The 25,612-nt window shown below is 45.9% G+C and carries 16 protein-coding genes; 2 read left to right on the forward strand and 14 right to left on the reverse strand.

Going from position 1 to position 25,612, the window contains the following annotated elements; translation table 11 throughout:
• The first annotated feature begins 50 nt into the window (after nucleotides 1-50).
• Complete coding sequence (locus CLV93_RS06895) at nucleotides 51-1,199, forward strand: acyltransferase family protein (RefSeq protein ID WP_106541456.1); 1,149 nt, start codon at nucleotides 51-53, stop codon at nucleotides 1,197-1,199.
• An 82-nt stretch (nucleotides 1,200-1,281) separates the two neighbouring features.
• On the opposite strand, the gene CLV93_RS06900 is transcribed toward CLV93_RS06895, so the two are convergent.
• From CLV93_RS06900 to CLV93_RS06970, 14 genes are all read right to left on the reverse strand, one after another.
• Nucleotides 1,282-2,724 (reverse strand): sulfatase family protein, encoded by a 1,443-nt coding sequence (locus CLV93_RS06900; RefSeq protein ID WP_106541457.1) that lies wholly within the window; start codon nucleotides 2,722-2,724, stop codon nucleotides 1,282-1,284.
• 148 nt (nucleotides 2,725-2,872) lie between these two features.
• Nucleotides 2,873-3,742, reverse strand: coding sequence for a glycerophosphodiester phosphodiesterase (locus CLV93_RS06905; RefSeq protein ID WP_106541458.1), 870 nt, complete (start codon nucleotides 3,740-3,742; stop codon nucleotides 2,873-2,875).
• Nucleotides 3,743-3,966: 224 nt separating this feature from the next.
• Complete coding sequence (lacZ, locus tag CLV93_RS06915) at nucleotides 3,967-7,140, reverse strand: beta-galactosidase, LacZ type (protein WP_106541460.1); 3,174 nt, start codon at nucleotides 7,138-7,140, stop codon at nucleotides 3,967-3,969.
• Nucleotides 7,141-7,478: 338 nt separating this feature from the next.
• Nucleotides 7,479-9,290 carry a RagB/SusD family nutrient uptake outer membrane protein gene (locus CLV93_RS06920; protein ID WP_106541461.1) on the reverse strand — a complete coding sequence of 604 codons (1,812 nt, stop codon included), beginning with the start codon at nucleotides 9,288-9,290 and terminating at the stop codon, nucleotides 7,479-7,481.
• A 43-nt stretch (nucleotides 9,291-9,333) separates the two neighbouring features.
• A complete protein-coding gene (locus tag CLV93_RS06925; RefSeq protein ID WP_211297770.1) occupies nucleotides 9,334-12,834 on the reverse strand; it encodes a TonB-dependent receptor in 3,501 nt (1,166 codons plus the stop codon).
• A 129-nt stretch (nucleotides 12,835-12,963) separates the two neighbouring features.
• Nucleotides 12,964-13,965 carry a FecR family protein gene (locus CLV93_RS06930; protein WP_106541462.1) on the reverse strand — a complete coding sequence of 334 codons (1,002 nt, stop codon included), beginning with the start codon at nucleotides 13,963-13,965 and terminating at the stop codon, nucleotides 12,964-12,966.
• 151 nt (nucleotides 13,966-14,116) lie between these two features.
• A complete protein-coding gene (locus CLV93_RS06935; protein WP_106541463.1) occupies nucleotides 14,117-14,680 on the reverse strand; it encodes an RNA polymerase sigma-70 factor in 564 nt (187 codons plus the stop codon).
• A gap of 223 nt (nucleotides 14,681-14,903) precedes the next feature.
• A complete protein-coding gene (locus tag CLV93_RS06940) occupies nucleotides 14,904-16,898 on the reverse strand; it encodes a monovalent cation:proton antiporter family protein (RefSeq protein WP_106541464.1) in 1,995 nt (664 codons plus the stop codon).
• A 174-nt stretch (nucleotides 16,899-17,072) separates the two neighbouring features.
• On the reverse strand, nucleotides 17,073-17,477 hold the full coding sequence (gene trxA / locus CLV93_RS06945; protein ID WP_211297771.1) for a thioredoxin: 405 nt from the start codon (nucleotides 17,475-17,477) through the stop codon (nucleotides 17,073-17,075).
• A gap of 275 nt (nucleotides 17,478-17,752) precedes the next feature.
• Nucleotides 17,753-18,046 carry a PG0541 family transporter-associated protein gene (locus tag CLV93_RS06950; protein ID WP_106541465.1) on the reverse strand — a complete coding sequence of 98 codons (294 nt, stop codon included), beginning with the start codon at nucleotides 18,044-18,046 and terminating at the stop codon, nucleotides 17,753-17,755.
• A gap of 147 nt (nucleotides 18,047-18,193) precedes the next feature.
• Complete coding sequence (locus CLV93_RS06955; protein WP_106541466.1) at nucleotides 18,194-21,313, reverse strand: efflux RND transporter permease subunit; 3,120 nt, start codon at nucleotides 21,311-21,313, stop codon at nucleotides 18,194-18,196.
• A gap of 42 nt (nucleotides 21,314-21,355) precedes the next feature.
• Complete coding sequence (locus CLV93_RS06960) at nucleotides 21,356-22,411, reverse strand: efflux RND transporter periplasmic adaptor subunit (RefSeq protein ID WP_170108884.1); 1,056 nt, start codon at nucleotides 22,409-22,411, stop codon at nucleotides 21,356-21,358.
• Nucleotides 22,412-22,433: 22 nt separating this feature from the next.
• Complete coding sequence (locus CLV93_RS06965; protein WP_106541468.1) at nucleotides 22,434-23,735, reverse strand: TolC family protein; 1,302 nt, start codon at nucleotides 23,733-23,735, stop codon at nucleotides 22,434-22,436.
• 31 nt (nucleotides 23,736-23,766) lie between these two features.
• Nucleotides 23,767-24,399: a TetR/AcrR family transcriptional regulator gene (locus CLV93_RS06970; RefSeq protein ID WP_106541469.1), complete on the reverse strand. Its 633-nt coding sequence runs from the start codon at nucleotides 24,397-24,399 to the stop codon at nucleotides 23,767-23,769.
• A 275-nt stretch (nucleotides 24,400-24,674) separates the two neighbouring features.
• Here CLV93_RS06970 and CLV93_RS06975 point away from each other — a divergent pair, with 275 nt between their 5' ends.
• Nucleotides 24,675-25,529 (forward strand): sugar phosphate isomerase/epimerase family protein, encoded by an 855-nt coding sequence (locus CLV93_RS06975; RefSeq protein WP_246187265.1) that lies wholly within the window; start codon nucleotides 24,675-24,677, stop codon nucleotides 25,527-25,529.
• Nucleotides 25,530-25,612: the final 83 nt, after the last annotated feature.

The raw sequence follows: 25,612 nt of genomic DNA on the forward strand, positions 1-25,612 counted from the left end.
GGAAAACATCGAGTTTAATCATCCTAATCAAAACACCACAAGCATTCAACATGAATTCAACTAACAAGCACCTATCCACCTTTTCGGATTCCAAGAGCCACTATGAGATTCTCGACGGGCTGCGCGGCGTGGCCGCGGTGATGGTGGTCATCTTCCACTTTTTCGAAACCTTTAGCGGAGGTAACCACCTGAAGCAAATCATGAACCACGGCTACCTGGCGGTGGACTTTTTCTTTGTCCTTTCGGGATTTGTAATTGGTTATGCTTACGACGACCGTTGGGGCAAAATGACGTTAAAAGACTTTTTCAAGCGACGTCTGATCCGCCTTCACCCGATGATTATCATGGGGATGATTATCGGCGCCATCGGGTTTTATTTCAGCGCATCGCCCATCCTTTTCCCGGGGATTGCGAGTGTTCCCGTATGGAAGTTACTGCTGGTAATGCTCATCGGGTTTACCCTGCTGCCCGTACCGCCGTCACTCGAAATCAGGGGCTGGGGCGAGATGCATCCGCTGGATGGCCCGGCCTGGTCGCTCTTTTTCGAATACGTCGCCAACATTCTGTATGCGCTGTTCATCCGGAAATTCTCGAAGAAGGCGCTGGCTGTGCTGGTATTTCTGGCCGGCGCTGCGCTGATTCACCTGGCAGTTACCAGTCCCAACGGCGATGTGATTGGCGGCTGGTCGGTCAACCCCGAACAGTTGCGGGTAGGTTTGACCCGTTTGATGTACCCGTTCTTTGCCGGACTGTTGTTGTCGCGCATCGCCCAACCAGGACGCATCAAATACGCGTTTCTGTGGGCCAGCCTGCTGGTTATCGTGGCCCTGTCGTTTCCGCGCGTGGGTGGAAGCGAGCACCTGTGGATGAACGGCCTGTACGATTCGCTGACCATCATCTTCGTTTTCCCGCTGATTGTGTACATCGGCGCCAGCGGTAAAGTGACCGGGAAGTTTGCGACCAAAATCACGCGGTTCCTGGGCGACCTTTCGTACCCGCTGTACATTACGCACTATCCGCTGATTTATATCTTTACCGCCTGGGTAGTCGACAACCAGGTACCCATGTCAAAAGCTTGGCCGGTGGGCGTGCTGATGATTGTTTCGGCTATTGCCATTGCCTATGGTGCGTTGAAACTGTACGACGTGCCGGTAAGAAACTGGCTGGCCAAACGGTTTATGCACAAGACGGTGAAATAAACATATTGGTAGAGACGCGCTATAGCGCGTCTCTACCATTAGTGTGGATTATGTAATTGTTTATGAATCTGACAAGGGCCTTTTATTGGGCTTCGATGAAACCGTCGACATCGTCTTTTTTGCTCTTAACTCCGCGTTTCTTCGCGTCTTCAATGGCCTTGTGGCGTTGTTGTTGCAATTCTCTCCGCTGATCGTTGCCCCACACCACCAATGCCGGCGGAATGGGTCCGAAATTGGCTTTATAGGTTTCAATCGCTTTGGTCATCTCCTTCGCTTTCTCAGGATACTTGTGAAACAGGTCGGTCGTTTCCGACGGATCGTCCTTCAGGTTGAAAAGCAACGTATCGTGCGCAGCCGTACTGGCCCGCCAGAAGTTTCCCACGATTTTGTCCTGCGGCAGGGTGATTTTCCAGTCACCTACCCGAAGACTGGTGACATCTTTATTATTGCGGAAGTAAGCGTACACATTGCCTGGACTCTTCTCACCACGCAACAATACCCCCGAGATATCGTAACCATCGAGCCGGATGCTGTCGGGAACAGCAACCCCGCAGATATCGGCCAGGGTTGGGAACCAGTCGAGGTTCCGGACCACGTCATGATCGGTGCGCGGCTTGATTTTTCCTTTCCAGTAAGCGATGAGCGGAACCCGAACGCCACCTTCGTAACTGGTGGTCTTCCCTTCCCGCAAGGGTTTCGCCTCGCCTCCCAGCGGCCCTTCCTGTAACCACGGGCCGTTATCACTCGAAAAGATGACCAGCGTATTGTCCAGCAAACCTTGCTTCTTCAGCTCGGCCATCACCTGCCCGATGCTCCAGTCGACTTCGAGCACGGCATCTCCGTAAAGGCCCGCGCCCGATTTACCGCGAAACTCGGGCGAGCAGAATATCGGAACGTGCATCATGTTGTGCGCCAACTCGAGGAAGAACGGTTGATCCTTATGTCGATCGATGAATGAGATGGCTTCTTCGGTGTATTTCTTTGTCATGTGCGACTGGTCGATGTGGTACTGCACCACATCATTTCCGCGCAAATAAACCTGTTCGGCCATATCGTTGCTGTACGGTATCCCGAAGTATTCGTCAAATCCGTTTTGCAGCGGAAGGAATTTTTCGCGGCTTCCCAGATGCCATTTCCCAATAATTCCCGTTGTATAGCCAGCTGTTTTCAGCAATTCAGAAATCAATAATTCTTTTTGTGGAATGCCTGTGTAATTTCCAGGAAAGAACACCTGCTGAATGCCCATGCGTGCCGGATAACGTCCGGTAAGCAAACCTGCCCGTGAGGGACTACAAATAGGCGAAGCAGAATAGGCATCGGTAAACCGGATTCCGTTTTCCGCCAGTTGATCGATATTGGGTGTTTTCCATTTCTTCTGGCCATAACAGCTAATGTCGGAATAGCCCATGTCGTCGATGAAAAAAATGACCACATTGGGTTTCTTCTCGACAGCCGGTGGTGTGCCGGCATGAGCCAACAAAGGCGTTGATAACGCCATGCCGAGTAAAAGATTTTTTGTTTTCATAGAACCGGATTTTATTTTACGATTTGGTTTTACAGGTTGAGCAGGTACATGGATTCCTGCAGGTTAAGGTTCTGAAATTAATGATTTTCAGCAACAATATCCTGAAATTCCACGGTTTGGCTTTTATCATTTTCTGTTAAATAACAAATCATCTCTTCCCGGCAGCTTTCCGTCGTTGACTCACTTTCTTCAGCAACATTTCCGGCGCATCGGTCGTAATGAAATCGACGCCTTGACGCAAAAGCTCATCCATCACCTCCGGCTTATCCACCGTCCAGGCATTTACTTTCAATCCGTTGCTATGAGCGACCTCCACCAATTCCGGATTCTTTTTGAAAGCGCCGTAGTAGAAATCGATGCCCCACATACCATCTGCTTTCATCTGATGGATGTTCACGCTTTTCTGCAATGGCATCAAGCGTGCACCGGGTTCCAGCTCATGAATCCGCTTCAGTATATCGTAACTAAAACTGATGTAAACTATCCAATCCTGCGCATGTAGTTTTTGAACCATTGCCACAACCTTATTGGCTAATTCGATGGACCGTTCTTTACTGATAACGGAAGGTTTCAATTCGGCGATCAGCCGGGTGCGGTGCTGCGTCATACCGGTTTTGATATATTGTTCCAATGTGGGAATCGATTCGCCGTTGGAGCGTTTGAACTTGAGTAAATCGGTGTAATTCGTCTTTTCAATGGTTAATCCGTTATAGGTGTTATCGTGGTGGATAACCAGCACACCATCGGCCGTTTCGTGAATATCAAACTCTGAGCCGGCAACACCCAGTTTCATGGCCTGCTTTAACGATGCGATGGAATTGGTCGGCAGCTTCTTTGCTTTCCAGGCTCCCCGGTGTGCTATGACACCATTCGTGGCAAAACCATCGTCGGTTTTTCGTCGCTCCTGCTTTTGCTTTCCGGCATGTTTCGTTGCCTGATTTTCACCAGTGGCAGCCCAGACATTCGATATTCCCTGCAGCATGAACACAACGAGGAATGACAAGAGTAATCGTTTCATTTTTTGATACTAGTTATGATGAGATTAGCAAATTAAGCAACTTAAATGTGGATTGTCTGTCCGATACATACCAAGGAGCCCCCACACTCTATTATACAATCCTCCATGAAAACTCACGTAAGCATCTTCATCATTTTGTTCAATTCATCCTGCCGATAAAAAAAACGGAGCCGCCTTTCGACGACTCCGCTGTGGATTTTGGGGTTAATATATTCTTTTGAACGTTACTTGTGGTAAGGATAGAGATAAAATCCGTATTGATACTGTTTATCGGAAGGCAAACGGTAAGGCGGCATAGCTCGTGCATTGCGGCTCCATGAATCGATACCACCAACGCCCATTTGCTTATCATCCAGATTGACCGTAATGAAATTGCGCACCGGCAAATCGTCGATGTGTTTGGCCTGTTCCAACTCCTGCAACGAATATGGCCACGCACTAACACTGAGTGGAGACAGGCCAACGACCATGAGTCCCTGACCATCTTTATCGGTAAACCGCACCCAACGTACTCCATCACGGTTACCGTTAGCCTGCGGACGCACATAATCGGTCCACAACGTGTCCACAAGACCGGAATACACGCCTACATTCGCCCCGGTTTGCCGGTCGGAATAATTTTCCCACGGTCCACGACCGTACCAAGTCATGGTTCCGTATTCTTTAGGAATCCTTAGGCTCATACCCACAACAGGAATGTCAGTCGGAACATCCCCAACCGGAGTCAACGTTTGATTCACCTGAACAACACCATTTTCATAAACCGTGTATTTTAGTTGCCATGTTGACTGACCAATCGGCAATGTTCCACTAATCGTCACAACAACGGGATGATTATCCGGCTGACTCAGCTTCACATCTGTTACTTTGCGTCCGGAGCCGGCGTCTTTCCAGGCATTAAGTTCTCCGCGCCAACCTGCTCTGTCGTTGTCGGTCTGTGCCCGCCAGAAATTGGGTTTCAGCGGGCCACTGATCAACGATTTCCCCTTCGAAGTATAACTTTCCAATGAACCGTTCACTTTGGATATGGTCATGGCAAAAGAAGCTCCCGTCAGCGTGATGGCATCATCCGTTTGCTTCACCTGAACGGCTGTTCCATTGGCTTTACCAGGCTTGGTGGCTGGCGCAACGGCCCATGGCATTTTGAACTGGTCCCAGGCCAATGTGAATCCTTTATCCGCCCAGAACTTGTTCTTCTTCAGTGTCAGATTCAGGTTCAGCCAGTATTCGCTGCCTGCTTCCATTTTGGGCTGCTCAATCGGCAAATGAAGCCTTGTCCAACCGTTAGCGGGTGTTGTCAGTGTATCAATCACACCCGATTGGATGGTTTTACCATTCTGTGTCAGTGTCCATTTTACATCAAACTGACTGAGATTTTGGTGGTAATATCCATTGTGAACCATGACCTCTCCGTGGTTCAAATCACCAGCTTTGAAAGTTACATACTGATATACATGTTTCACCTCATAATAAGCCGGATTGGGCTTCCGGTCGGGAGAGACGAAACCATTGATATTGAAATTCGCATCGTTGGGATCGTCACCGTAGTCGCCGCCATAGGCCCAAAACATTTTACCTTTGGCATCCTTTTTATACAGCCCCTGATCGACCCAGTCCCAGATACAACCGCCAATCAGATTTTTGTAGTGATTAATTAAATTCCAGTAGGTCGTCAATCCTCCGGTGGAGTTACCCATGGAGTGAGCGTATTCACACATGAAAATCGGTTTGTGAATATTCGGGTCCGAAGCCAGTTGCTGTAACCATTGCGGTGTTGGATACATGTGACTAATCATATCAGCCACACTATTCATTTGTTCATAGTGAATCGGCCTCGAAGGATCAACCGTTCGGGCATACGATGCCATCTGGGCAAAGTTTTCGCCATGTCCCGCTTCGTTACCCAACGACCAAATAATGACTGACGGATGATTTTTATCGCGCGCAATCATACGGGCAATCCGGTTCACACAGGCGTGTGTCCAGCGGGGATCACTTCCCGGAAGGAGTTCCCGTTCCAGCATTCCGTGTGCCTCCAGATTCGTCTCATCGAGCACATACATGCCGTATTTGTCGAACAGGTAGTAATACCTCGGATCGTGCGGGTAATGTGACATACGCACTGTATTGACATTCGCCTGTTTCAGCAACTTCAGATCCTTCTCAATCCATTTGTAGTCCATGGCCCGGCCGTTAAACGGATCGTGCTCATGCGTGTTAACTCCTTTCAACTTAACCGGCACACCATTCACCATCAACACGCCGTCTTTAATTTCGATATTCCGGAAACCAGTCGTCGAACGGGCCGCTTCGAGAACCTTGCCTTTGGAATCTTTCAGTTCCAGTACGACGGTATAGAGATTGGGCGTCTCAGCCGTCCATTTCAATACGTTTGGAACTTTGGCATAGAGTTCTGCGATTCCATCGGTACCCGCAGGAATATCAGTAATGGTTTTCGACTGTGCAATCGGACCGTCTCCCACCAATTTCCCCTGTTCATTATACAAGTAGGCCACAACTTTTGCCGGCTGGTGATTTTCATCGGAAGAGTTCCGGACTTTGGCAGTAATATGCATGATCCCCGTTTCATAGCGATCATCAAGGCTCGAGCGCACGAAGAAATCCTCGAGATGCTCCAAAGGCGTGCTGTATAAATAAACACTTCGGAAGATTCCGCTGAAACGCCACATATCCTGATCTTCCAGGTAAGAACCATCGGACCAGCGATACACCTCAACTGCCAGAACGTTTTTTCCCTTTTTCAGGAAAGGAGTAAGATTAAACTCGGCTGGCGTCATACTTCCCTGGCTATAGCCAATCTTTTTCCCGTTCAGCCAGATGTAAAATGCACTCTTTACACCTCCGAAATGGATAAAAACTTCACGACCGTCCCAGTTTTTCGGAACATCGAAGGTGGTCCGGTACGAGCCAACCGGGTCTGCATTAGCATTAACCAACGGAGGGTGCGCAGGATAATCCGGATGAAACGGATAACGGTTATTCAGATAAATGGGCTTGCCGTAGCCTTCCAGTTGCCATACTCCCGGCACTTTAACGGATGCCCACTTTCCGTCATTAAAACTCGTTTTGTAGAAATCCATAGGCCGCTCAGCTGGGTTTTTCGAGAAATGGAACTTCCACATTCCGTCCAACGACTTGTAGTACGGTGTATGAATTTCCAGTGTACTATCGGCCAATGCACTCACCCGGTCGGGATAGTGCATAAAACTCAGATAAGGCGGTTCTTTGTTAATCCCAATGACCTGGGAGTTTTCCCAGTCGGGAAGATTCCCATAACTCGTTTGAGCAAATACTGAACTGCTGGCTGCAACTAGTATTCCGAACAAAACGAGTGAGGAAATCGAGTGTTTTTGCAATTTTAAAATCCAACTCTTCATCGATTCAATTGATTTAGATATTATTTGTTCAAATTGAAATAAGTTCTGTTCACCACACAGCAGATTTCCTACTTTTTCAATTCAACAAAAAAGAGTAATCTGTTTCGTGAGACAATGAATGGTTTCCGCCACTTTTTCTGCATTAAAACGACACAGGTTCAGATGGAAGCGGTTTAACTTTCCAGCTTCGACAAACTAGTTTTTAGCAGAATAATTAAGGTTAAAAAGGTTGGCAATTTATACTAAGATAGTATCTGAAAGGACAGACATTCCCGCTTATTCCGGTTGAATGCCTGTCCTGTATCAAACTATATATTATAAGTCAATCTCATGCTGCATTAATAACCCGGATTCTGAACAAGTTTGGAGTTCTTATTCATTTCGTCCCGACTGATTGGCAGGAAATAATCCTTCGGATCCCATGCACGCTGATCAACAACTTCAACTTTGTACGCAGGAGTTCCTACACCATACGTTGACGAATAAGATGTCGGACTTCCGTAAAGGATATTTATTCCCTCCACATCGGCATATGCGCTTGGACCAATCATCCAGCGCCGGATATCATAATAGCGGAGTTCTTCGAAAGCCAGCTCTATTTTACGTTCGTAACGCAAGCTCTTAACCAAATCCGGTCCGGACGTCGTAATAGCCGGCATACCCGCTCTTTTTCGAATCATGTTTATATAAGTCCGCGCTTCCGATTCCTGTCCCAAACCGATGCATGCCTCAGCATAGTTTAGTAAAACCTCCGAATAGCGCATGAATCTCCAGGGACTTGTTTGTTTAGCAGCAACGGGATCAATAGAAGAATCGACCCCTTTCTTGAGATAATACCCAGTCCATGAGCCGTTCCATGTATCCACGCCACCATTCGTTCCTCTTGTGTCCAATCCATCTTTGATGGTATTAGCATCATAGTAATAGTGTCCTGTTTGAATATCGCCATTCGGATCGCCGGCTACATCGGAGGGTCTTGCTCTCCAATGCGCACCATCGTACAAAACGGTTGCATAAAAACGCGGATCCCTGTTTTGATAAGGTGCTGCGGCTTCCGTTGCGTTATTCCAGCTAAAAGCACTACCATCACTCATTTCGTATGAGTCCACAAATTGCTGGGTAGGCGCGTCAGTACCCCAACCGTGATAACCACAAGGATTATGAAAAACGCCTGGATTATATGTAGTCCATGAGCCTTTGAAGTTTTGTGTATAATATCTTGAAAAGATATCTTCTGAAGTACGCATCGACAAAAACAGATTATAGTAATTGTCAGCAGCTTCCTGTGCATTCGCCGGATCGGGTTTGTAAAGCGAATACACTCCCAAATCCATTACCGCCTTGGCTGCATCTTTTGCCTTTTGCCAACGAGCTTGCCGGTCGCTTGCCGAAACATTGGTATACCCAACCAGCTCTGGATGTCCATAGCTGCCCCATACTGAAGGTGTATTGTAAAGATCGCTGGCTGCATACAGCAATGCCCTCGACTTCAGCGCCAGGGCAGCACCTTTTGTCGCTCTCCCCATCTCACTTTGTGTTAATGGGAGATAATGGGCAGCACTATCGCACTGGTCCGAAATAAACTGAATACATTCAGCATACGTATTTCGGGCAACGGAAAAAGAATCGGTCAGAGTATATGCAGTAGTAATAATGGGTACTCCACCGTACATGGATACCAAATTGTGATACAAATAAGCCCTCAGGAAATACACCTCTCCCTTCAATTCATTTTTCGTATCAGCATCAACGGGTGAATCGCCAACTTTTGACAAGAACAGGTTGGCAGCTCTAACCTTTTGGTAGGCACTTGCCCAGTTATATTGGCCATAATATCCTCCGGCACCAAAAGCCGACAAGTTGCTCGGAGACAACTGACTGAGCATAATGGACGTCATACCGGCCCAACTACCTGCATTCATGTGAGCTTCATCGGTAACCGAAGCCAACATACTCCAGTTATAACCATCGGGTATGCCTTCATATATGTTATTAACGAATGCTGTCATTAATCCGGCATCGCTTGAATTAAAAACGGCCGCGTCTGTAACCGAATCCGTAGGAGACAAATCCAACACATCTTTATTACAGGATGTCCCCAGTAATAAAATGGCCAAGAAGTATATTAAGTGAGATATTAGCTTTTTCATATTTGATTATTTTACTTGATTAATTAAATGACAACCAGGGATATTAAAATCCTACTGTCAATCCCATAGATACCACTCGCTCCAAAGGATAATTATATCCAGTTATACTACTGGCCGCACCATTGGCAGAAGTGTTGGCCCCCATCTCAGGATCAAAGTTTGTCATATCGGGAGCATAGGTCAGCAAATTGTACCCGCTTAAGTATACTCTTAACTTTTGGAGACCTACTCGCTTAACCATTCTCGTAGGAAGCGTATAACCGATTTGAAGTGATTTCAAGCGCACATAATTCGTTTTATGCAACCAATAGGTATTCGGCAAAGTAGCCCAATACCAGTTTCCTCTGTTAAATGTTCTTGGACCATTCGCTGTTGGATTGTCTGGTGTCCAGCGCGCATCGGCAAAGCTCTGGAGATAATTACCAAATTGTCCGGCTTCAGAGAATATGTAGGCCACTCCACCGGTAGCTCCCTGAAGCAAAGCAGACATATCGAACCCTTTATAATTCAGGTTAATATTTGTACCAAATGTAAATGGAGGAATATTATTCTTGTATATTCTCACCTGGTCGTCAGCATTGATTACGCCATCATGGTTGTAATCAACAAACTTAACATCGCCGGGCTGTGGCGTTGAACCAATCTCGTATTTTAGATTGTCAGCATTAATTTCAGCCTGGTTGTGGTAGATTCCATCGGTAAGGTAATACAGCCCCGATCCCATTGGATGTCCGGTTGTTTGTTGCCATTTGGGAACACCGGCAGTTTCACCCCATTGTATTACTTTGTTTTTGGCATATCCTGCATTAAAGGTTACCGAGTAACTGAATTGATTTCTCGTTTTGCTTCTGTAGGAAATTGAACCATCGACTCCCTGATTGGACACTTTACCATAGTTTACACTCGGCAGGCTAAGTCCTGCAGAAGTCGGCACATTAGCACTTTGTGGCCACAAGATATTGCTTCGCTTGTAATAGAAGTAATCGGCTTCCATGCTCAACCTGTCATTTAAAAACCGGGCATCAAAGCCAATATTGGCCTGATTAGCGACTTCCCATGTGATATTTTTATTTGCCAAAACACTCTCATACAATGTTTTCATTTCCGTTAACGCTGAACCGGAATAGGTTACAAACGGGATGTTATAGGTCGTACCTGAATCATATGTCTTTCCGTATTGGTACCCCATCAGATATGACGTTAAGTACTGATATGCGTTAACCCGGTCATTACCGGTTTGCCCAACAGAACCCCTCAGCTTAAAGTAGTTGATGAACCCAAGATGGTCTTTCCAGAAATTCTCCTGTGAAACTACCCAACCTAAAGAAACGCTGGGGAAGAAACCAAAGCGATTGTTTTTGGGGAAAATGTAGGAACCATCGTACCGGCCAATCAGCTCAATCAAATATTTATTGGCAAAACTGTAATTAAACCGGCCAAAATAACTTAACCGGGAATTTGTGCTACCTGTTCCATCGGTTGTTTGGTACGTCGTTCCTCCGGCAAAAAGCTCTTGAATGGCAGTCGAAAGGAAGAGGTCTCTGTATGCACTGAAATTCTCTGTATTCCCTTTTGAAATCTGTGAACCCACCATCAATTTTAAATGGTGTTTTTCGGCAATTGTTGTCTGATAATTCAGTGTTCCATACGCCAGTTTATTGTAATCACTTCTAAAATATTCCTTCAGGCTTGGCGTATTATTATATCCACCCCCGTAGGTTTTGTAATTAAGAACCGGATCTCCATTCGTGTCTAAAGAGGTTCCGTCCCATGTATACAAATTAAACGGCTTGCTAAAGGTTTTGGTAAAGTCGAAACCCTGGTCATACGAAAGATTTCCGCTAAATGACAGGCCTTTGACCCAAGGAATATTGATATCCAATTTTAGATTGGTGTTCAATTTATAATATTTATCTCTGTTATAACCTGCAGCATCCGTACTGGTTACGACAGAGTTTCTACCGCCTTCGATGGCCGGGCCAGGTTCTCCGTTAGGCCATACAGCAACCGAAGTTGGATAAGATTGTATCAGTCCCCGAAAAATATCATAGGCACTGTAAATCGGAAAGTTTTTGTCTTCCAGACGTCCAGCGACGTCAAATCCTATTTTAATGTCCTTTGTAACCTGACCGTCAATATTGCTTCTGAAGTCATATTGATTATAGTATGTAGCGCTATTGTAATAGTTTCCATCCTGATGTTTGGTGCCGATAGAAACAAAATACCGCATGGCATCAGAACCGCCTGAAAGAGAAACGTTGTTGCTGCTTTGAGCGGACATCGGTTTGATTACTTTTTTAAACCAATCGGTGTTGGGATAATGCAACGGATCGGAACCATCTCTGAATTTTTGTATTTGATCAGAGGTGTAAACAGAATTCATTCCCAACGAATTATCATTATAATACGCAACTTCATTTAACAAGGTGGCATAAGTAGCTGCATCTGCCATCTTAGGAAGTTTTGTGGGCTGGTTAAACCCGTAATCAGCATTGAATGTCAGTTTGGGTTTTCCCAGCTTTCCTCTTTTGGTCGTAACCAGGATAACCCCATTAGCTGCTCTTGAACCATAGATAGCTGCAGAAGCATCTTTTAAGACCGTAATGCTAGCAATGCTGTTCGGATCGATCCGGTCCAGACTTCTATCAGGGACACCGTCTACGACAACCAATACGCTGTTATCATTAAAAGTATTACTACCCCTGATGCGTAATGTCGTACCATCATATCCAGGCTCACCACTACCTGTTACTGCTACCAATCCGGGTGCCCGACCAGCTAAACTGTTACTAACGTTGGTAACAGGTACTTTCACTACGTCATTGCTTTTCACGGTAGCAATGGAGCCTGTCAGTGTTTCCTTTTTTTGCGTACCGTAACCAACAGCTACCACTTCCTGAAGCCCAACAGAAGATTCCTTCATGGAAACGTTGATTTCCTTTTTGTCTCCGACTGTCACACTCTGAGGAGCCATACCTACAAACGAAAACTCCAGAACACTCCCCTCGGGAACATTCGATAAGACATAGTTTCCGTCTGAATCGGTAATCGTTCCGGTAGTTGTTCCTTTGATAACAACGGTTACTCCGGGAAGAGGCCCCCCCGAAGTATCTGTCACCTTACCTTTTATTGATTTCTTTTGTTGTGGCTGAGCCGGGGCCGATTGTTGTTTCTCCTTGACAGCCGGATTCAGTATGACTAGATTTTTATCGGTAATCACATAATCCACGCCTCTTTCTCCGAACAATTGTTTCAGTATACTTTGCACGGATTCTTTCCGAACATTGATATTCACTTTTCGATTGACGTCAAGCCGTTCGTCCTGAACCAGGAACTTGAATTCGCTCTGGGCTTCAATCTGCTTCAGAACCTGCTCGATGCTCACATCATTCAGATTCAGTGTTAGTTTTGTCTCCTGTGAGTACACACTGGCAGATACTTGCAGTGTGGTAACGAAGATCAGAAAGGTAATAAGTCGCATAATACGCAACAGTTTTTTAAGGCAAGGGACTCCTAATCCCTCAACTTTCAGGTTTTTTTTCATAGATTTGAATGTTTGAATTATACTACTTAAAGCCTTTTTAACGAGGCTTTTTCAACCACCGGATGTGCCAGCATTCGGTGGTTTTTGTTTCCATTGATCTGTAGTTTTACTGATTAAATTGTTTTCACATTAGTCATTAAAGGATTTATGTTGTTTCTGGTTGTTGCGGGTTATTGTATACAGGTTGTCTTTCTTTGAAAATTGCAGGCCACTGGCAATGGAAATGGCATCCAATACTTCTTCAATATTTTCATTGCTGAACGTTCCGGTATAATGTACTTCTTCACCCAACTTCTCCGGCTCAAACGATATCTTCACATTATATCTTCGCTCCAGCTTCCGGGAAAGATTCTCCAGTGACTCGTTGTGCATATACATCAGATTCTTCCGCCAGCCTGAATATTCATCCGGGTCTACATTTTTTTTGGAGAAACTGGCATCAGCTTTATCATAGGTAATCAACTCCCCCGGTTTGACCATGTATTCGTCATACCCTGTCCTTTGGATGCTTATCTTTCCTTTCGCTAAACAGGTTTTGATGAATAAGTCATTTTGATAGGCAGACACATTAAAGTGGGTTCCGTACACTTTGATATTAAAGGGGCCGACATTCACAACAAAAGGTTTCTTGCTGTGAGCGACTTCAAAATATCCTTCGCCTTTCAACCTGACTGTACGGTTCTTTTTGTTGAAGTCACCAGAGTACTGAAGACTGGAACTGGAGTTTAACCAAACTCTGCTGCTATCAGGGAGATAAATAACCGAACGGTTTCCCAACTGGGTGGCAAATATCACATTGCCGGGATTTTGATTCCCTTCGGAAATACCTAAAAAGTTTGAAATTCCAAGCATCAACGCCAAACCTGCAGCTACACCTGAAAAACCAATCCAGAGTTGCTGTTTTCTTCTTCGCTTCTTTTCCTGAATTTTTCGGGTCAGCTCCTGAAAGGATCGTCGGGCATCATATTTTTTGTAGGAGCGAACTGCCTTACTTTCCTCCCAAATCTTTTGAATCTGGTTGAAAAGCTGACGATTTTCCTCCTCTTCCATTAAACCTTCAAAGCGTTCCTTCTCTTCAGCAGAAGCGCTTCCTGTCAGGACAGTATAAATTATTTCAAATGTTTCTTTCATATTTAAGTTCGCTCTCCGCCCGAACTTACTTAGTCAGTATTATTTAATCCTAACCGGCGAGATTCAATATATTGAGCAAATCGCATACATTCGAAAAACGCCCTGTTATTATCTAGGACAGTTGCCAAAAACAAAAGTCCTACATCTTTTTTTAGTTTTTTTGTGAAAATTCAGGATATACCAGTTCAACACAAGTTTTAATCAGCTTTAAAGCCTTTCCAATCTGTGCCTTAACGGTTTTAACAGAAATTTCCATTACACTGGCTATTTCTTGCTGTTTCAAATCTTCAAACCGACTTTTTTCAAAAACAATCTTACAGCGGGGAGGTAGTTTTTCGATGCATTCGAACAGGTAATTTCGAAACTCTTCCAACTCCAAATCGATATCACTGATCAGCTCATTTTGATTACTCCGAAAAGCACCTGTGTGTTTCCTTCGGAGCATTTCAGCATTCAAACGATTTAAGCTCCGGTTTTTAACGGCTGTATACAGGTAACTCTTTATTGAACCGGTAAATTTGATTCGGGTTCTTTCTTCCCAAACTTTCGTAAAAAGCTCCTGAACAACGTCTTCTGCAATAAAATCATCCTGCAGACGGGAATTGGCAAAATTGCACAAGGGTGAGTAGTAACGTTCGAACAATAACCTGAACGCATCGAAGTCTCCGACACGTATCTTATTCATCAATTGAACATCAGTCAGGTCAAAGTGCATAGATGATATTTAGTTTAATTTGCACACAGTTGGTGAACGTCACCACTGTCAACATAAACCATTTGTATATAACCAGAAGGCACACTTTTCATGATTCCGGCTTTCGTCCCCTCAGTGTGCCAAAATCTCAAATTTACACTTTTATATCACTTATGAATCATTTAATCGTCAAATTTCTACCGACCAGTACCTACCAGTATGTGTTTTAAGAGCATAAAATCCGCTATTCTGCCCCTGCGTGAGCAAACAACTCAATGGCCCGGGCAATCTGTTCTGGTTTTCCGAGAACATAAGCGATGTCTCCTTCCAGGAAGGTAATATTGGCCGGCGGATGTTCGTGCAATTCTTCGCCTCTCTTTAGCGCCAGCAAAGTCACACCGAATGTGCGGCGAAACTGCACTTCTGCCAGGGATTGACCGATAAGCGGAGAGATCGGTTCTACCTTTAACGCGATGATCTCGAGGTTTGGGATCTCATTCAAAATATTGTGCCGCTTGGGTACAAACACTTCAGCTTTTTCACGAAAGATGCCATAATGGTCATCGCGAATCTGGGCGACGGTACTTCTTATCTCGTTGTCCGGAATGAGGTAGTGCTTCAGGACCCGCTGGAAAAGTTCTATAGCCGTTTCAAACTCCTCCGGAATGACCTGATCTGCGCCCAGGTGATACAATTCCTCCAAATCATCGACATAGCGGGTACGCACCAGAATCTTAGCGTGTGAGTTTAGTTGCCTTACTTTATCGATGACCGCCATGGCCGTAATCACATCGCCAATGGAAATAACAATCAAATCGGCCGTATCGATATGTGCCTTTTTCAGAATGGGCTCATTCACGGCATCTCCGTAAATCACCGTTTCGCCAATCAATTGTCGCTGGCGGGCGACAGCCGGGTCAAAAACAATGGCTACGTAGGGTAGTTTCATGTGGCTGGCCATTCTCGATAAACTCAGTGCCCGCGAATCTTTTCCAATAACGATCATATGATTCTTCAAATGTGGAATTTCCATCTGCGGAAGCGGGAAAAGTCCATCCACCAGAAAACGGGGAATTGGCCATTTCAGCAACCACTCGCCTACCGGATGAGCCATTTGAAGCGTAAACGGCGACAGCGACATAGTGACTACAGCAACCGCCAGGAACAGCTGATAATAGTAAGTGGAAAGAATACCGTAATCGACTCCTTCCTTTGCCAGGATAAATGAAAACTCTCCCACCTGACTCAATGCCACTCCGACCATAATAACTCCCCGGAATGTATGCCCCAGCAGAAATGCGGTAAAACCCGCCACACTGAATTTCAAAATCAGCACCAGCAGAACCGTCAGAATAACAACTACATAATGATTCATCACAAAGTGTAAGTCGAGGAGCATACCGATGGAGACAAAAAAGAAGCTGGTGAACATGTCTTTAAAGGGAATCAGGTTGCCGAATGCCTGGTGGCTGTATTCCGATTCCGATACCATCAATCCCCCCAAAAAGGCGCCAAATGCCAACGACAATCCCAGCCAGGATGAGAAGAGTGCAACCGACAGACAAATGAGCAAAATACTCATCAGAAACAACTCCTGGTTACGTGTCATCGCTACGGCATGAAGCAATTTCGGCATCAGCCACTTATTCCCCAAATAAACCAACGCGATGATAAGAACCGCCTTAAGCAGCAACAACATGACATCGGAACCAACATCGGTCCTTGCGCCGGATAATAAGGGCGTGAACAGTAACAATGGCACCAAAATGATATCCTGAAAAATCAGGATGCCAAGTACCGTCCGACCATAGTTGGATGATAACTCAGAACGTTCCTGCAAAACTTTAAGAACGACTGCAGTACTGCTCAGGGCAACCAGGAAACCAACAAAAAGGGAGGCCGCCCACGACAGCTGGTAGGCCATCGCCACCAACATGGTAACGCCGGAAGTGACCAGCAACTGTAGAAATCCTCCGACAAACACAATCCGGCGAATGCGCAGCAAATGCTTTAGCGAGAATTCCATGCCGATGGTAAACATCAGCAAAACAATGCCGATTTCTGCCATCAGTTCGATTTCATGAATAGACGAAATGAGCGAAAATAGATGAGGGCCGGCCAGTACTCCGGTAAGCAGGTAACCAATGATGGTAGGCACACGGATTTTAGTGAAAATAAAGTTCACCACCGTGGAAAGCGCGAAGATGATGAGTATGTCCTTCAGAATTGAGATGTCCATAACCCGCTATCGTTAAAACCGGCTTGTATACTCAATTTACTGCATTCCCGCGAGATGAACGTCATGGGAGGTAAGATTTCTGCCACCGGCGGAAAACAACAAAGGGACTGTCCGAAAAACGGAAACAGTCCCTTTTATTATGCTTTAACTGGCATGTAACCAGCGAATATTCCATCAGGCAATTTCTGCCAGAATCGCTTTCTTCGATTTTACACCGGTTATCCGCTTTTCCGCTTTTCCGTCCCGGAAGAGAATCATCGTCGGGATGTTCCGGATATTGTACTTCTGAGCCAGTTGCTGTTGTTCGTCCACATTCACCTTGGCGATTGTGACATTGCTGTTCTCTTCTGCAATTTCGTTCAGCGTAGGCGCAACCATCTTACAGGGGCCACACCAGGGAGCCCAAAAATCAACTAACACAGTGCCTTTGCGAACTACTGTTTTGAAATTCTTATTGTTCAGAATCTTAATCTTTTTGCTGGGAGGTACATTCTCCAGATTCTTCATCTTTTTAAAGCCATATATCAAATAGGCAATAAACAATACTGCAATACCTCCACCAATGTACAGAAACATCATTTTACCACATCTTTCTATTAATAACGAAAACCGCTTTCTTCAACCAGTAAATGGCATAATAACAGTTACGTCATCATTGGGTTATCACTAAATTCCCACAAATATAATACATACATAAAAACATCTATATTTTTATATATGAAAGATTCATTAAGTCGTGGGACACTAAAGTTTTTAGCTTGTGCAAACAACAAAACCGGGCAAGTGAAGTTAAAATAAATGCCCATTTATACTCTCCACTGTACCCGGTCGATTTCTGTTATCTAAATCTATACCTAAACTGACTCTGTAATATTCCAGACAAAAGCCCGAACGCCCACCTCATCATTGATGGCATCCATGCTTTTTACTTTTTCCAACAGCTGTTCCACTTTCTCTTCGGGAACAACCGTCATGACCGCCGAATTCATTTCGGGCCAGGTGTGCGTTCCCAAATGAGGAGGTCCCGAAACCGAGCCTCTTCCCCGAACGTCGACCCACTGCGTGTAGCCCCTGATTTCGAGGCGGTCGAGCATGTACTCTACCCGTTCGGTATTGGCCTGATTATAAACGATAAATACTGCTTTCACTTTGTATGCTTTTTAATTTGTTCCTTCAATCACTCATTTTTCCGGTTAAACCGGGAAGACAAATACTGCAACTACTCAGCTTTCATCTTCCCGGATAAAGGTTAACCATATGAATCGTTGGACAAACTCACTGTTACTTACAGCGAATTATTTTTTATCCATGAAGATGAATTTCTTTCTTAACGCGGTTTTCTTATCCCGCTCTCCTTTTTTGGAAACCACGGCATAAAGTACCGGCACAATAATCATGGTAATGAAGGTCGAGAAGACCAAACCACCGATTACTGAGATTCCCATGGGGCGCCAGATTTCTGCACCTTCACCGCCGCTGATAGCCATTGGCAACATACCCAAAATGGTCGTCAGGGCTGTCATCAATACCGGACGTAAACGCGATTTACCAGCTACCCGGATGGCATCATACAACTCCATATCGCGGTCACGCATGAGGTTGGTGTAGTCAACCAACACGATGGCGTTTTTCACCACAATACCAACCAGCAGAACCGCTCCAAGCGCCGCTACCAGGTTCAAATCAGTTCCGGTAATTAGCAATGCCAGCACTACTCCGGCAAAGGAGAATGGAATGGAGAACATGATAATGAACGGCATTTTAAACGACTCGAACTGCGACGCCATCACCAGGAATACGAGAACCAAACTGAGCAGCAGAAGCAGTCCCAAATCGGTAAATGATTCCTGCTGATCTTCGTACGCACCTCCAACATCAATCATCACTCCGGTTGGCACATCCAGCTTATCGATCTTCTGCTGAATTTGTCCGGCCAACTGGCCCAGTGACGTTTTGTACGGGGTAACCGAAACTTTCACCACGCGTTCGCGCTGACGGTGCTCGATGTTCGGCGGCGACCAGTATTCTTCTACCTTGCCAATCTCCTTCAGTTTAATGTATTTACCGGCCGGCGTCATGATGGAAATATTTTCCAGATCGGTAATCGAGCTGCGATACTTCGGCGAATAACGTACAATCACATCGTACTCATCGCCCTGCTCGCGATACTCGGTAGCCGTCAATCCTTCTACCCGGTTCCGAATCATCGCTGAAACCGAAGCAGTACTCAAGCCATGCAAAGCCAGCTTATCGCGGTCGAGAACCACTTTCAGCTCGGGCTTCTCTTTATCCCGACTAATTTGCACATCGGATGCCCCTTTGATTTCTTTTATCCCGCTGGCAATTACATTCGCCAGGTGCGAAGTTGTATTGAAGTCGTAACCGTAGATGTACACATCCACCGTATTCGAAGCTTCCATTCCACTGGTAAAAGTGAATGAATAGTTTTCCACTTCCGGAATTTCATCCAGCTGTTTACGAAGTGCCGCTGCGACTTCCCATACACTGCGATGCCGCTGGCTGGGTTTATCGAGCGCCATCATCATGTTGATGATGTTCGAACCGGTTTGACTGAACATGGAGATGAAGCCACCGGAATCATCAGAACCGGTAGAGGTACTGATCAACTTTACTTCCGGAGCCTTCTGATGGACAATCCCTTCCACTTCACGGGCCACTTTATCTGTCACTTCGACACGCGTACCTGACTGCAATTCGATTTTCAACTGAATCCGGCTCTCATCGGTCTGCGGCATAAAGTCAGTTCCCAGGTTTTTCGCCAGGTACATTGAGGATAAGAAAATGGCCAATGCTCCCAGAAGTATCACTTTCTTATGGTGCAAACTCCACTTGATGGCTTTTTCATAACCCCGATCCAACGCGTTGAGCGCACGGAGGAACGTATTGTCGTAACTGAAACGGGACGGCTTCTCTTTCTTCGGCTGCAGCTTCAGCAATTTCGAACTCAACATCGGCGTCAGCGTAATAGCGGCCACTGTTGATGTAACTACCGTGATGGTGACAATCCATCCCAGCTGGCGGAACATCACACCGGTCATTCCCGAAACCAATGTCAGCGGGAAGAATACGGCCACAATCACCAGCGTGGTAACGATAACCGACAGCCACACCTCGTTGGTTGCGTAAATAGATGCCTCCCGCGGGCTGCTCTTTCGCTCGATGTGCGTAGATATATTTTCCAACACCACAATGGCGTCGTCCACCACCATACCAATCGCAATGGAAAGTGACGAAAGAGAAATGACGTTGATGGAGTTCCCCGAAATGTAGAGGTAGATAAACGCGACAATCAGCGATATGGGAATTGTGAGCGCCACAATAAATGTTGCCCGCCAACGCCCCAAAAAGGCCAGCACCACCAATACCACGAAGAGCAGTGCGAACATCAGCGTTTGCGAAAGGTTCGATACCGAATCCTTGATAAAGTCGGACGAGTCGAAAATGGTTTCAATTTTCACGTCCGGCGGAAGCGTTTTTTCCAGCTCTGCCAGGTGTTTCTTGACTTCCCTCGCAACTTTCACCGTGTTGGCTCCCGACTGCTTCATGACGAACATCCGGAGTCCCCGTTGTCCGTTGATGCGTTCGTGAAGTCCTGTATCTTTCAGGGTATCTTTCACGGTAGCCACATCGCGCAGGTAAACCGGATGGCCATCACTGGTGCCCACGATAATGTTGTTCAACTGACGACTATCGGTAAACTCACCTTCCACGCGAAGCTGGTAGTCCATTTTCCCCATTTTCACGTTACCGGAAGGCGTATTTTGGTTTTCCGCCCGGATGACATTGCCAATCTGACCGATGGTCATATGATAGGCATCCAACCTACTCGGATCTACATTGACATAGATTACCCGGTTAGGCTGGCCGGCCAAACCTACCGAACCGATTCCGTCGACCCGGTTGAGCGGGTTGATGATTTTTTCGTCCAGTATTTTCTCCAATCCAGGATAACTCTCTTTCGCGTTTACAGCGTAAAAGAGAACCGGCATCATACTGGAATTAAACTTGAAAATAACCGGTTTCTCACAACCATCGGGCAACTGCTTCTCGATCAGGTCGAGAGCGTCACGTATGTTATTGGATGCCTCATCGAGGTTTGTTTCATACTGAAACTCAAGTGTTACTACGGATAGGTTTTCGTACGATACCGACGAAATATCTTTCAGCCGGTCCACCGAGTTCATCCCGTCTTCAATCACCTTCGAAACGTTCGTCTCGATATCTGAAGCACTGGCTCCCGGATAGGTGGTCATCACCGTGATGGCAGGAAACTCAATTTCCGGATATAAATCCACGGGTAAGTGCACCACCGAGTAGATCCCCATGACAATAATCGCCATGAAAATCATCAACGTCGTGATGGGGCGCTTCACCGCACTTTTATATATACTCATTGTTGTTGCTTTTTAATTGATTTCTGATTCAGGCAAATGGGATCACTTTACAACTTTGACTTCGTTGCCATCCACCAGGTTCGCCTGTCCTACCGTAATAATCTGGTCTCCGGTCTTCAACTCGTTCGAGAGCACTTCCATGTCGGCATCGAAACGCTCACCAATCTGAACATCAACACGCTTTGCTTTGCCGTTCACATATTTAAAGATGTAGCGTTGGTTGGTTCCTTCCTGCTTCAATACAGCAATGGCCGGTACCAGCTTGGCCACATCAGTTCCCACATGAATAGATACCTTGCCATACATTCCGGGACGAATTTTCTCATCCGGGTTAGGAATGGTAATTTCTACCGTGAAAGTCCGGGATGCCGGGTCGATAGCCGGATGGATGCGGAACACTTTCCCTTCGAAAACCTTACCGGGATAAACATCCACGGTCACGTCCACCTTCATTCCTTTGCGAATGCGCGGGAAATCCTTTTCGGTAACATTGATAATGGCTTTCAGCGGATTGAGCTGCATCAGCGTCACAATCGCTGCCTTGCCAACCGACGTGTTCGGTGAACCGGAATACATTTCGCCGTCTTCGAAGTACTTGTTGGTAATCACTCCGCTGAGCGGTGCCCTGAGTTCCGTATTCTGTTTCAGGAACTGAACGTTTTCTTTGGCTACCCGGTACTGTGTCGCCAGTTGGTCGTAGCTTTGCTGGGTTACTGTACCCGTCTTCTGCAGTGTGTCGAGACGACCAAAATCGGTCTTCAGATTCTCGAGTTGCAACTCGGCCTGCTTCAGCTGCGTGCGATCCATTTGCACCAGCAGCTGACCGGCTTTCACATGATCACCTACTTCTACATATATCTTCTCAATCCGGCCCGGACTGGCAGAGGTCAGGTAGTTTTCGTGGTAGGCCACAAATGAAGCTGTCTGGTTAATAGTGCGGCTAACTTGCTGCGGCTCGAGTGATATGACCTTTACCGGCCGCACTTTCACGCTATCCTGTTTCACGTCGCCGGCCTTCTCACTGCCTTTATTTCCGCATCCGGCGGCAAAAAGCGTAGTAGCGGCCAACAGCATGATTAGTTTTATTCTGAAATTCATGATTATCTGTTTAGGATTTATTTTATAGATCATTCAACAACTTTTCCCAGGCTACATATGCCTGAAGCAACTCCATGGTGGCTCCCACAAAATTGTTCTCAGCCTGTAAATAATTATCATTGGCCTGCAAACGCTCCAGACTCGATGCGACGCCATGCTCGTATTTCAAATCGAAATTCCGGTTAACCCGAAGAGCAACTTTCACATTCTGTTTCTGGCTGTTATACTTATCGAGCGCATTATGCAGGTTAAACCGCAATTGTTTTTCCTGAATCTTCAGCTGGTCTTCCAGCAAGTCCTTCTGGTTTTCGGTCTGTTCCAGACTGATATTCGCCTGACTCACTTTCGACTTCCTGAGTCCGCTGGAAAAAATCGGAATACTCAGGTTCAAACCGATGACATCTTTCGGCGATGCATCAAAGTTCGGTTTCAGAATCTTCTCGGTATGACTGTAGTAACTGCTCAGTGTCGGCAGGTAAGCTGATTTCTGTAGCGCCAGTTGCTTCTTCGACAACTCGACCTGCGTTTCCATCAGTTGATAGTCCAGATTCCTCTGAACCGACATCGAGCTATCCATCAGCGCCGTAAAATTGATGCGGTCAATGATTCCGTCGAGTGTTTGCGTCAGTTGAATTTTCTCATCACCCGGAACTCCCAGCTGAAACCGAAGCATGTTGTAAGCCATTTCCACCTGCCGGTCTGCCGAGCGAACACCGTTTTCCAGCGTCGATACCGAAACGGATAACTGATCAACATCCGTCGATTCCGCCATACCTACTTTTTCCATCTGTTTGGTTTTGGCCAATGTGCTGCGCATGTTCTCGAGGTTCTTCTTTAAGATATCGCGCGTTTGCTCACTAACCAGAATCAGGTAATAGCTATTGGCCACCTGCTCCTTGATGTCCTGTTTCGACTTCCGGTAATTGGTTTCCGACAACGACTTGTAAATTTTCGCCGTTTGCAGTCCCACGAGATAACTTCCGCTAAAAAGCAACTGCGACACCGTTGCCGATACGTTGGAAGTAGTTGCAAACGGTATTTTTGTTGGCGGGCTGTTCGGATCAAACTGAATGGTCATCGAGGCTCCCAAATAATTTGAATAGTCAGCCTTGGCATCAATCTGTGGTAAGCCCGATGCAATGGATTCCCACACTTTCTTCTGTGCCGCGTCTACATCAAGCTTCGCATTCTTCACCTGCTTGTTGTAATCCAACGCGTGATCCTGTGCCTGTTTCAGCGTAAGCTGCAATTCTTCCGGCGGAAGTGCAAATGCTGTCGTCAGACCAGCAATCAGGAAAGTCGCAATCAACACTACTTTTCTCATACACTATCTATTTTATACTCTATATTTCTGATTATTTATTCTTGAGAACTCCTTCAAAACTTTCCAGGTACTGGTCGATTAGTTTCCGGCCTTTGTCGGTACTGATTCCCCTGAGATAGGGCATGAACAAATGGAAGTGCCACTCTTTTACCGACCAGGAATCACTAATCACGTCGTTCTCCTGGGTGTTCTGGGCCAAATCGACCAGCTGCATCCACACCGAAGCTACAATGTCCATGTTGATATTCTTTTCAAAAACGCCCTCTTCAGCGCCCTGCCTGAATAACTTCAGCATGAACTTCCTGGACTTCGCTGTGTAGTCACGTGTGACCAACGCCAGGATTTCAGGATAATGCTTCTTTAAATCACTGAAGAATCGCGGATTGATTTTCTGCATTACCTGGTGATTCTCTTTTCCAATCCGGTACAGTGCATCAATCACATTCGGGGAATTATTCACGATTTCGTTCAACGTTTTCCCATGAACCTCTCCTCCCGCAATGATGCCTTCTCTCAGTAATTCTGTTTTATCCTTGAAATTCTCATAAATGCTTCGCTTGGAAACGCCTAACTCGGTAGCAATCGCATCCATTGTCACACTCCGGATACCATCCCTGGCAAACAAGTCCATCGCTCCCATCATGATTCGTTCACGTGCATTCATCTTTTCTGATTTTCTGCAAATATTGAAAACTATTTCGGTTTATTTAGTTTTCTCAATGTGATCTAATCGTTAAATTGAAAACTATATTGGTTTTTTTAGTTTTCATTTATGTACAATAACAGCTTCGCCAATCTTGTTGTTGTTTTCACAAAGAAAAGCGTCCGGTTATTTTCATAATTTAAATATGCTGCTAATTTTGTATGGGTTAAGCATAGCATGCTCAACCAATTAACTAATCATTTACCTAATCTGTTATGAAACTAAACACTCACTTGATGAAATCAGTGGGACTGCTGCTACTGGTATTCCTGCTATCCGGCCTTTCTTCCTGCAAGCAAACTCAAAAGAAACAGGAAAAATACATTGGACTTCAACTCTGGTCCGTTCGCGACCACATGAAAGATGACGTTAAAGGCACCATCGAAGCAGTTGGCAAAATTGGCTACAAGTTTATCGAGGCTGCCGGCTATGCCGATGGAAAATTCTACGGCATGGAGCCCACTGCATTTGCTGATTTGGTAAAAGCCAACGGAATGGACTTCCTTTCGTCGCACACCGGACAGGCGGTGCCCGATTCAACTAACCGGGACGAAGTAATGGCCTGGTGGGACCAGTGTATTGCGGCACACAAAGCGGCCGGCGTGAAATACATCGTTCAGCCATTCATGGATAACGTCGGTTACGAAAGCATCGAAGGCGTGCAGCGCTACTGCGATTACTTCAATGCAGTTGGTGAAAAGTGTAACGCAGCCGGTATCCGCTTCGGTTACCACAACCACGACGCCGAATTCAAGGACATCGACGGGCAAATCATTTACGACTACATGCTCCAACACACCGATCCGGCCAAGGTCTTTTTCGAAATGGATCTGTACTGGATTATGGAAGGAGGCAAAAACCCGGTGGACTATTTCAACCAATACCCCGGACGGTTCCTTTTCTGGCACGTGAAAGATAAAACCGAGCTGGGTGGCGATGACAGCGTAATGGATTTCAAACCCATTTTTGCTGACGCCGAAACAGCGGGCATGAAATATATTGTGGTGGAAGTGGAAGAGTACAACTTCGATCCGCTGAAAAGTGTGGAGAAGAGTCTCAACTTCCTTAACAATGCACCATATGTGAAATAGGTTGTTTATGAACTACATCCTGAGGGGAGATTCGCATGCCGGCTCTCCCTTCTTTTTTGCTTGTTTCTGATTATCACCTACCG

It is taken from the genome of Prolixibacter denitrificans, assembly GCF_003014495.1.
In the GTDB taxonomy this organism is placed as follows: domain Bacteria; phylum Bacteroidota; class Bacteroidia; order Bacteroidales; family Prolixibacteraceae; genus Prolixibacter; species Prolixibacter denitrificans.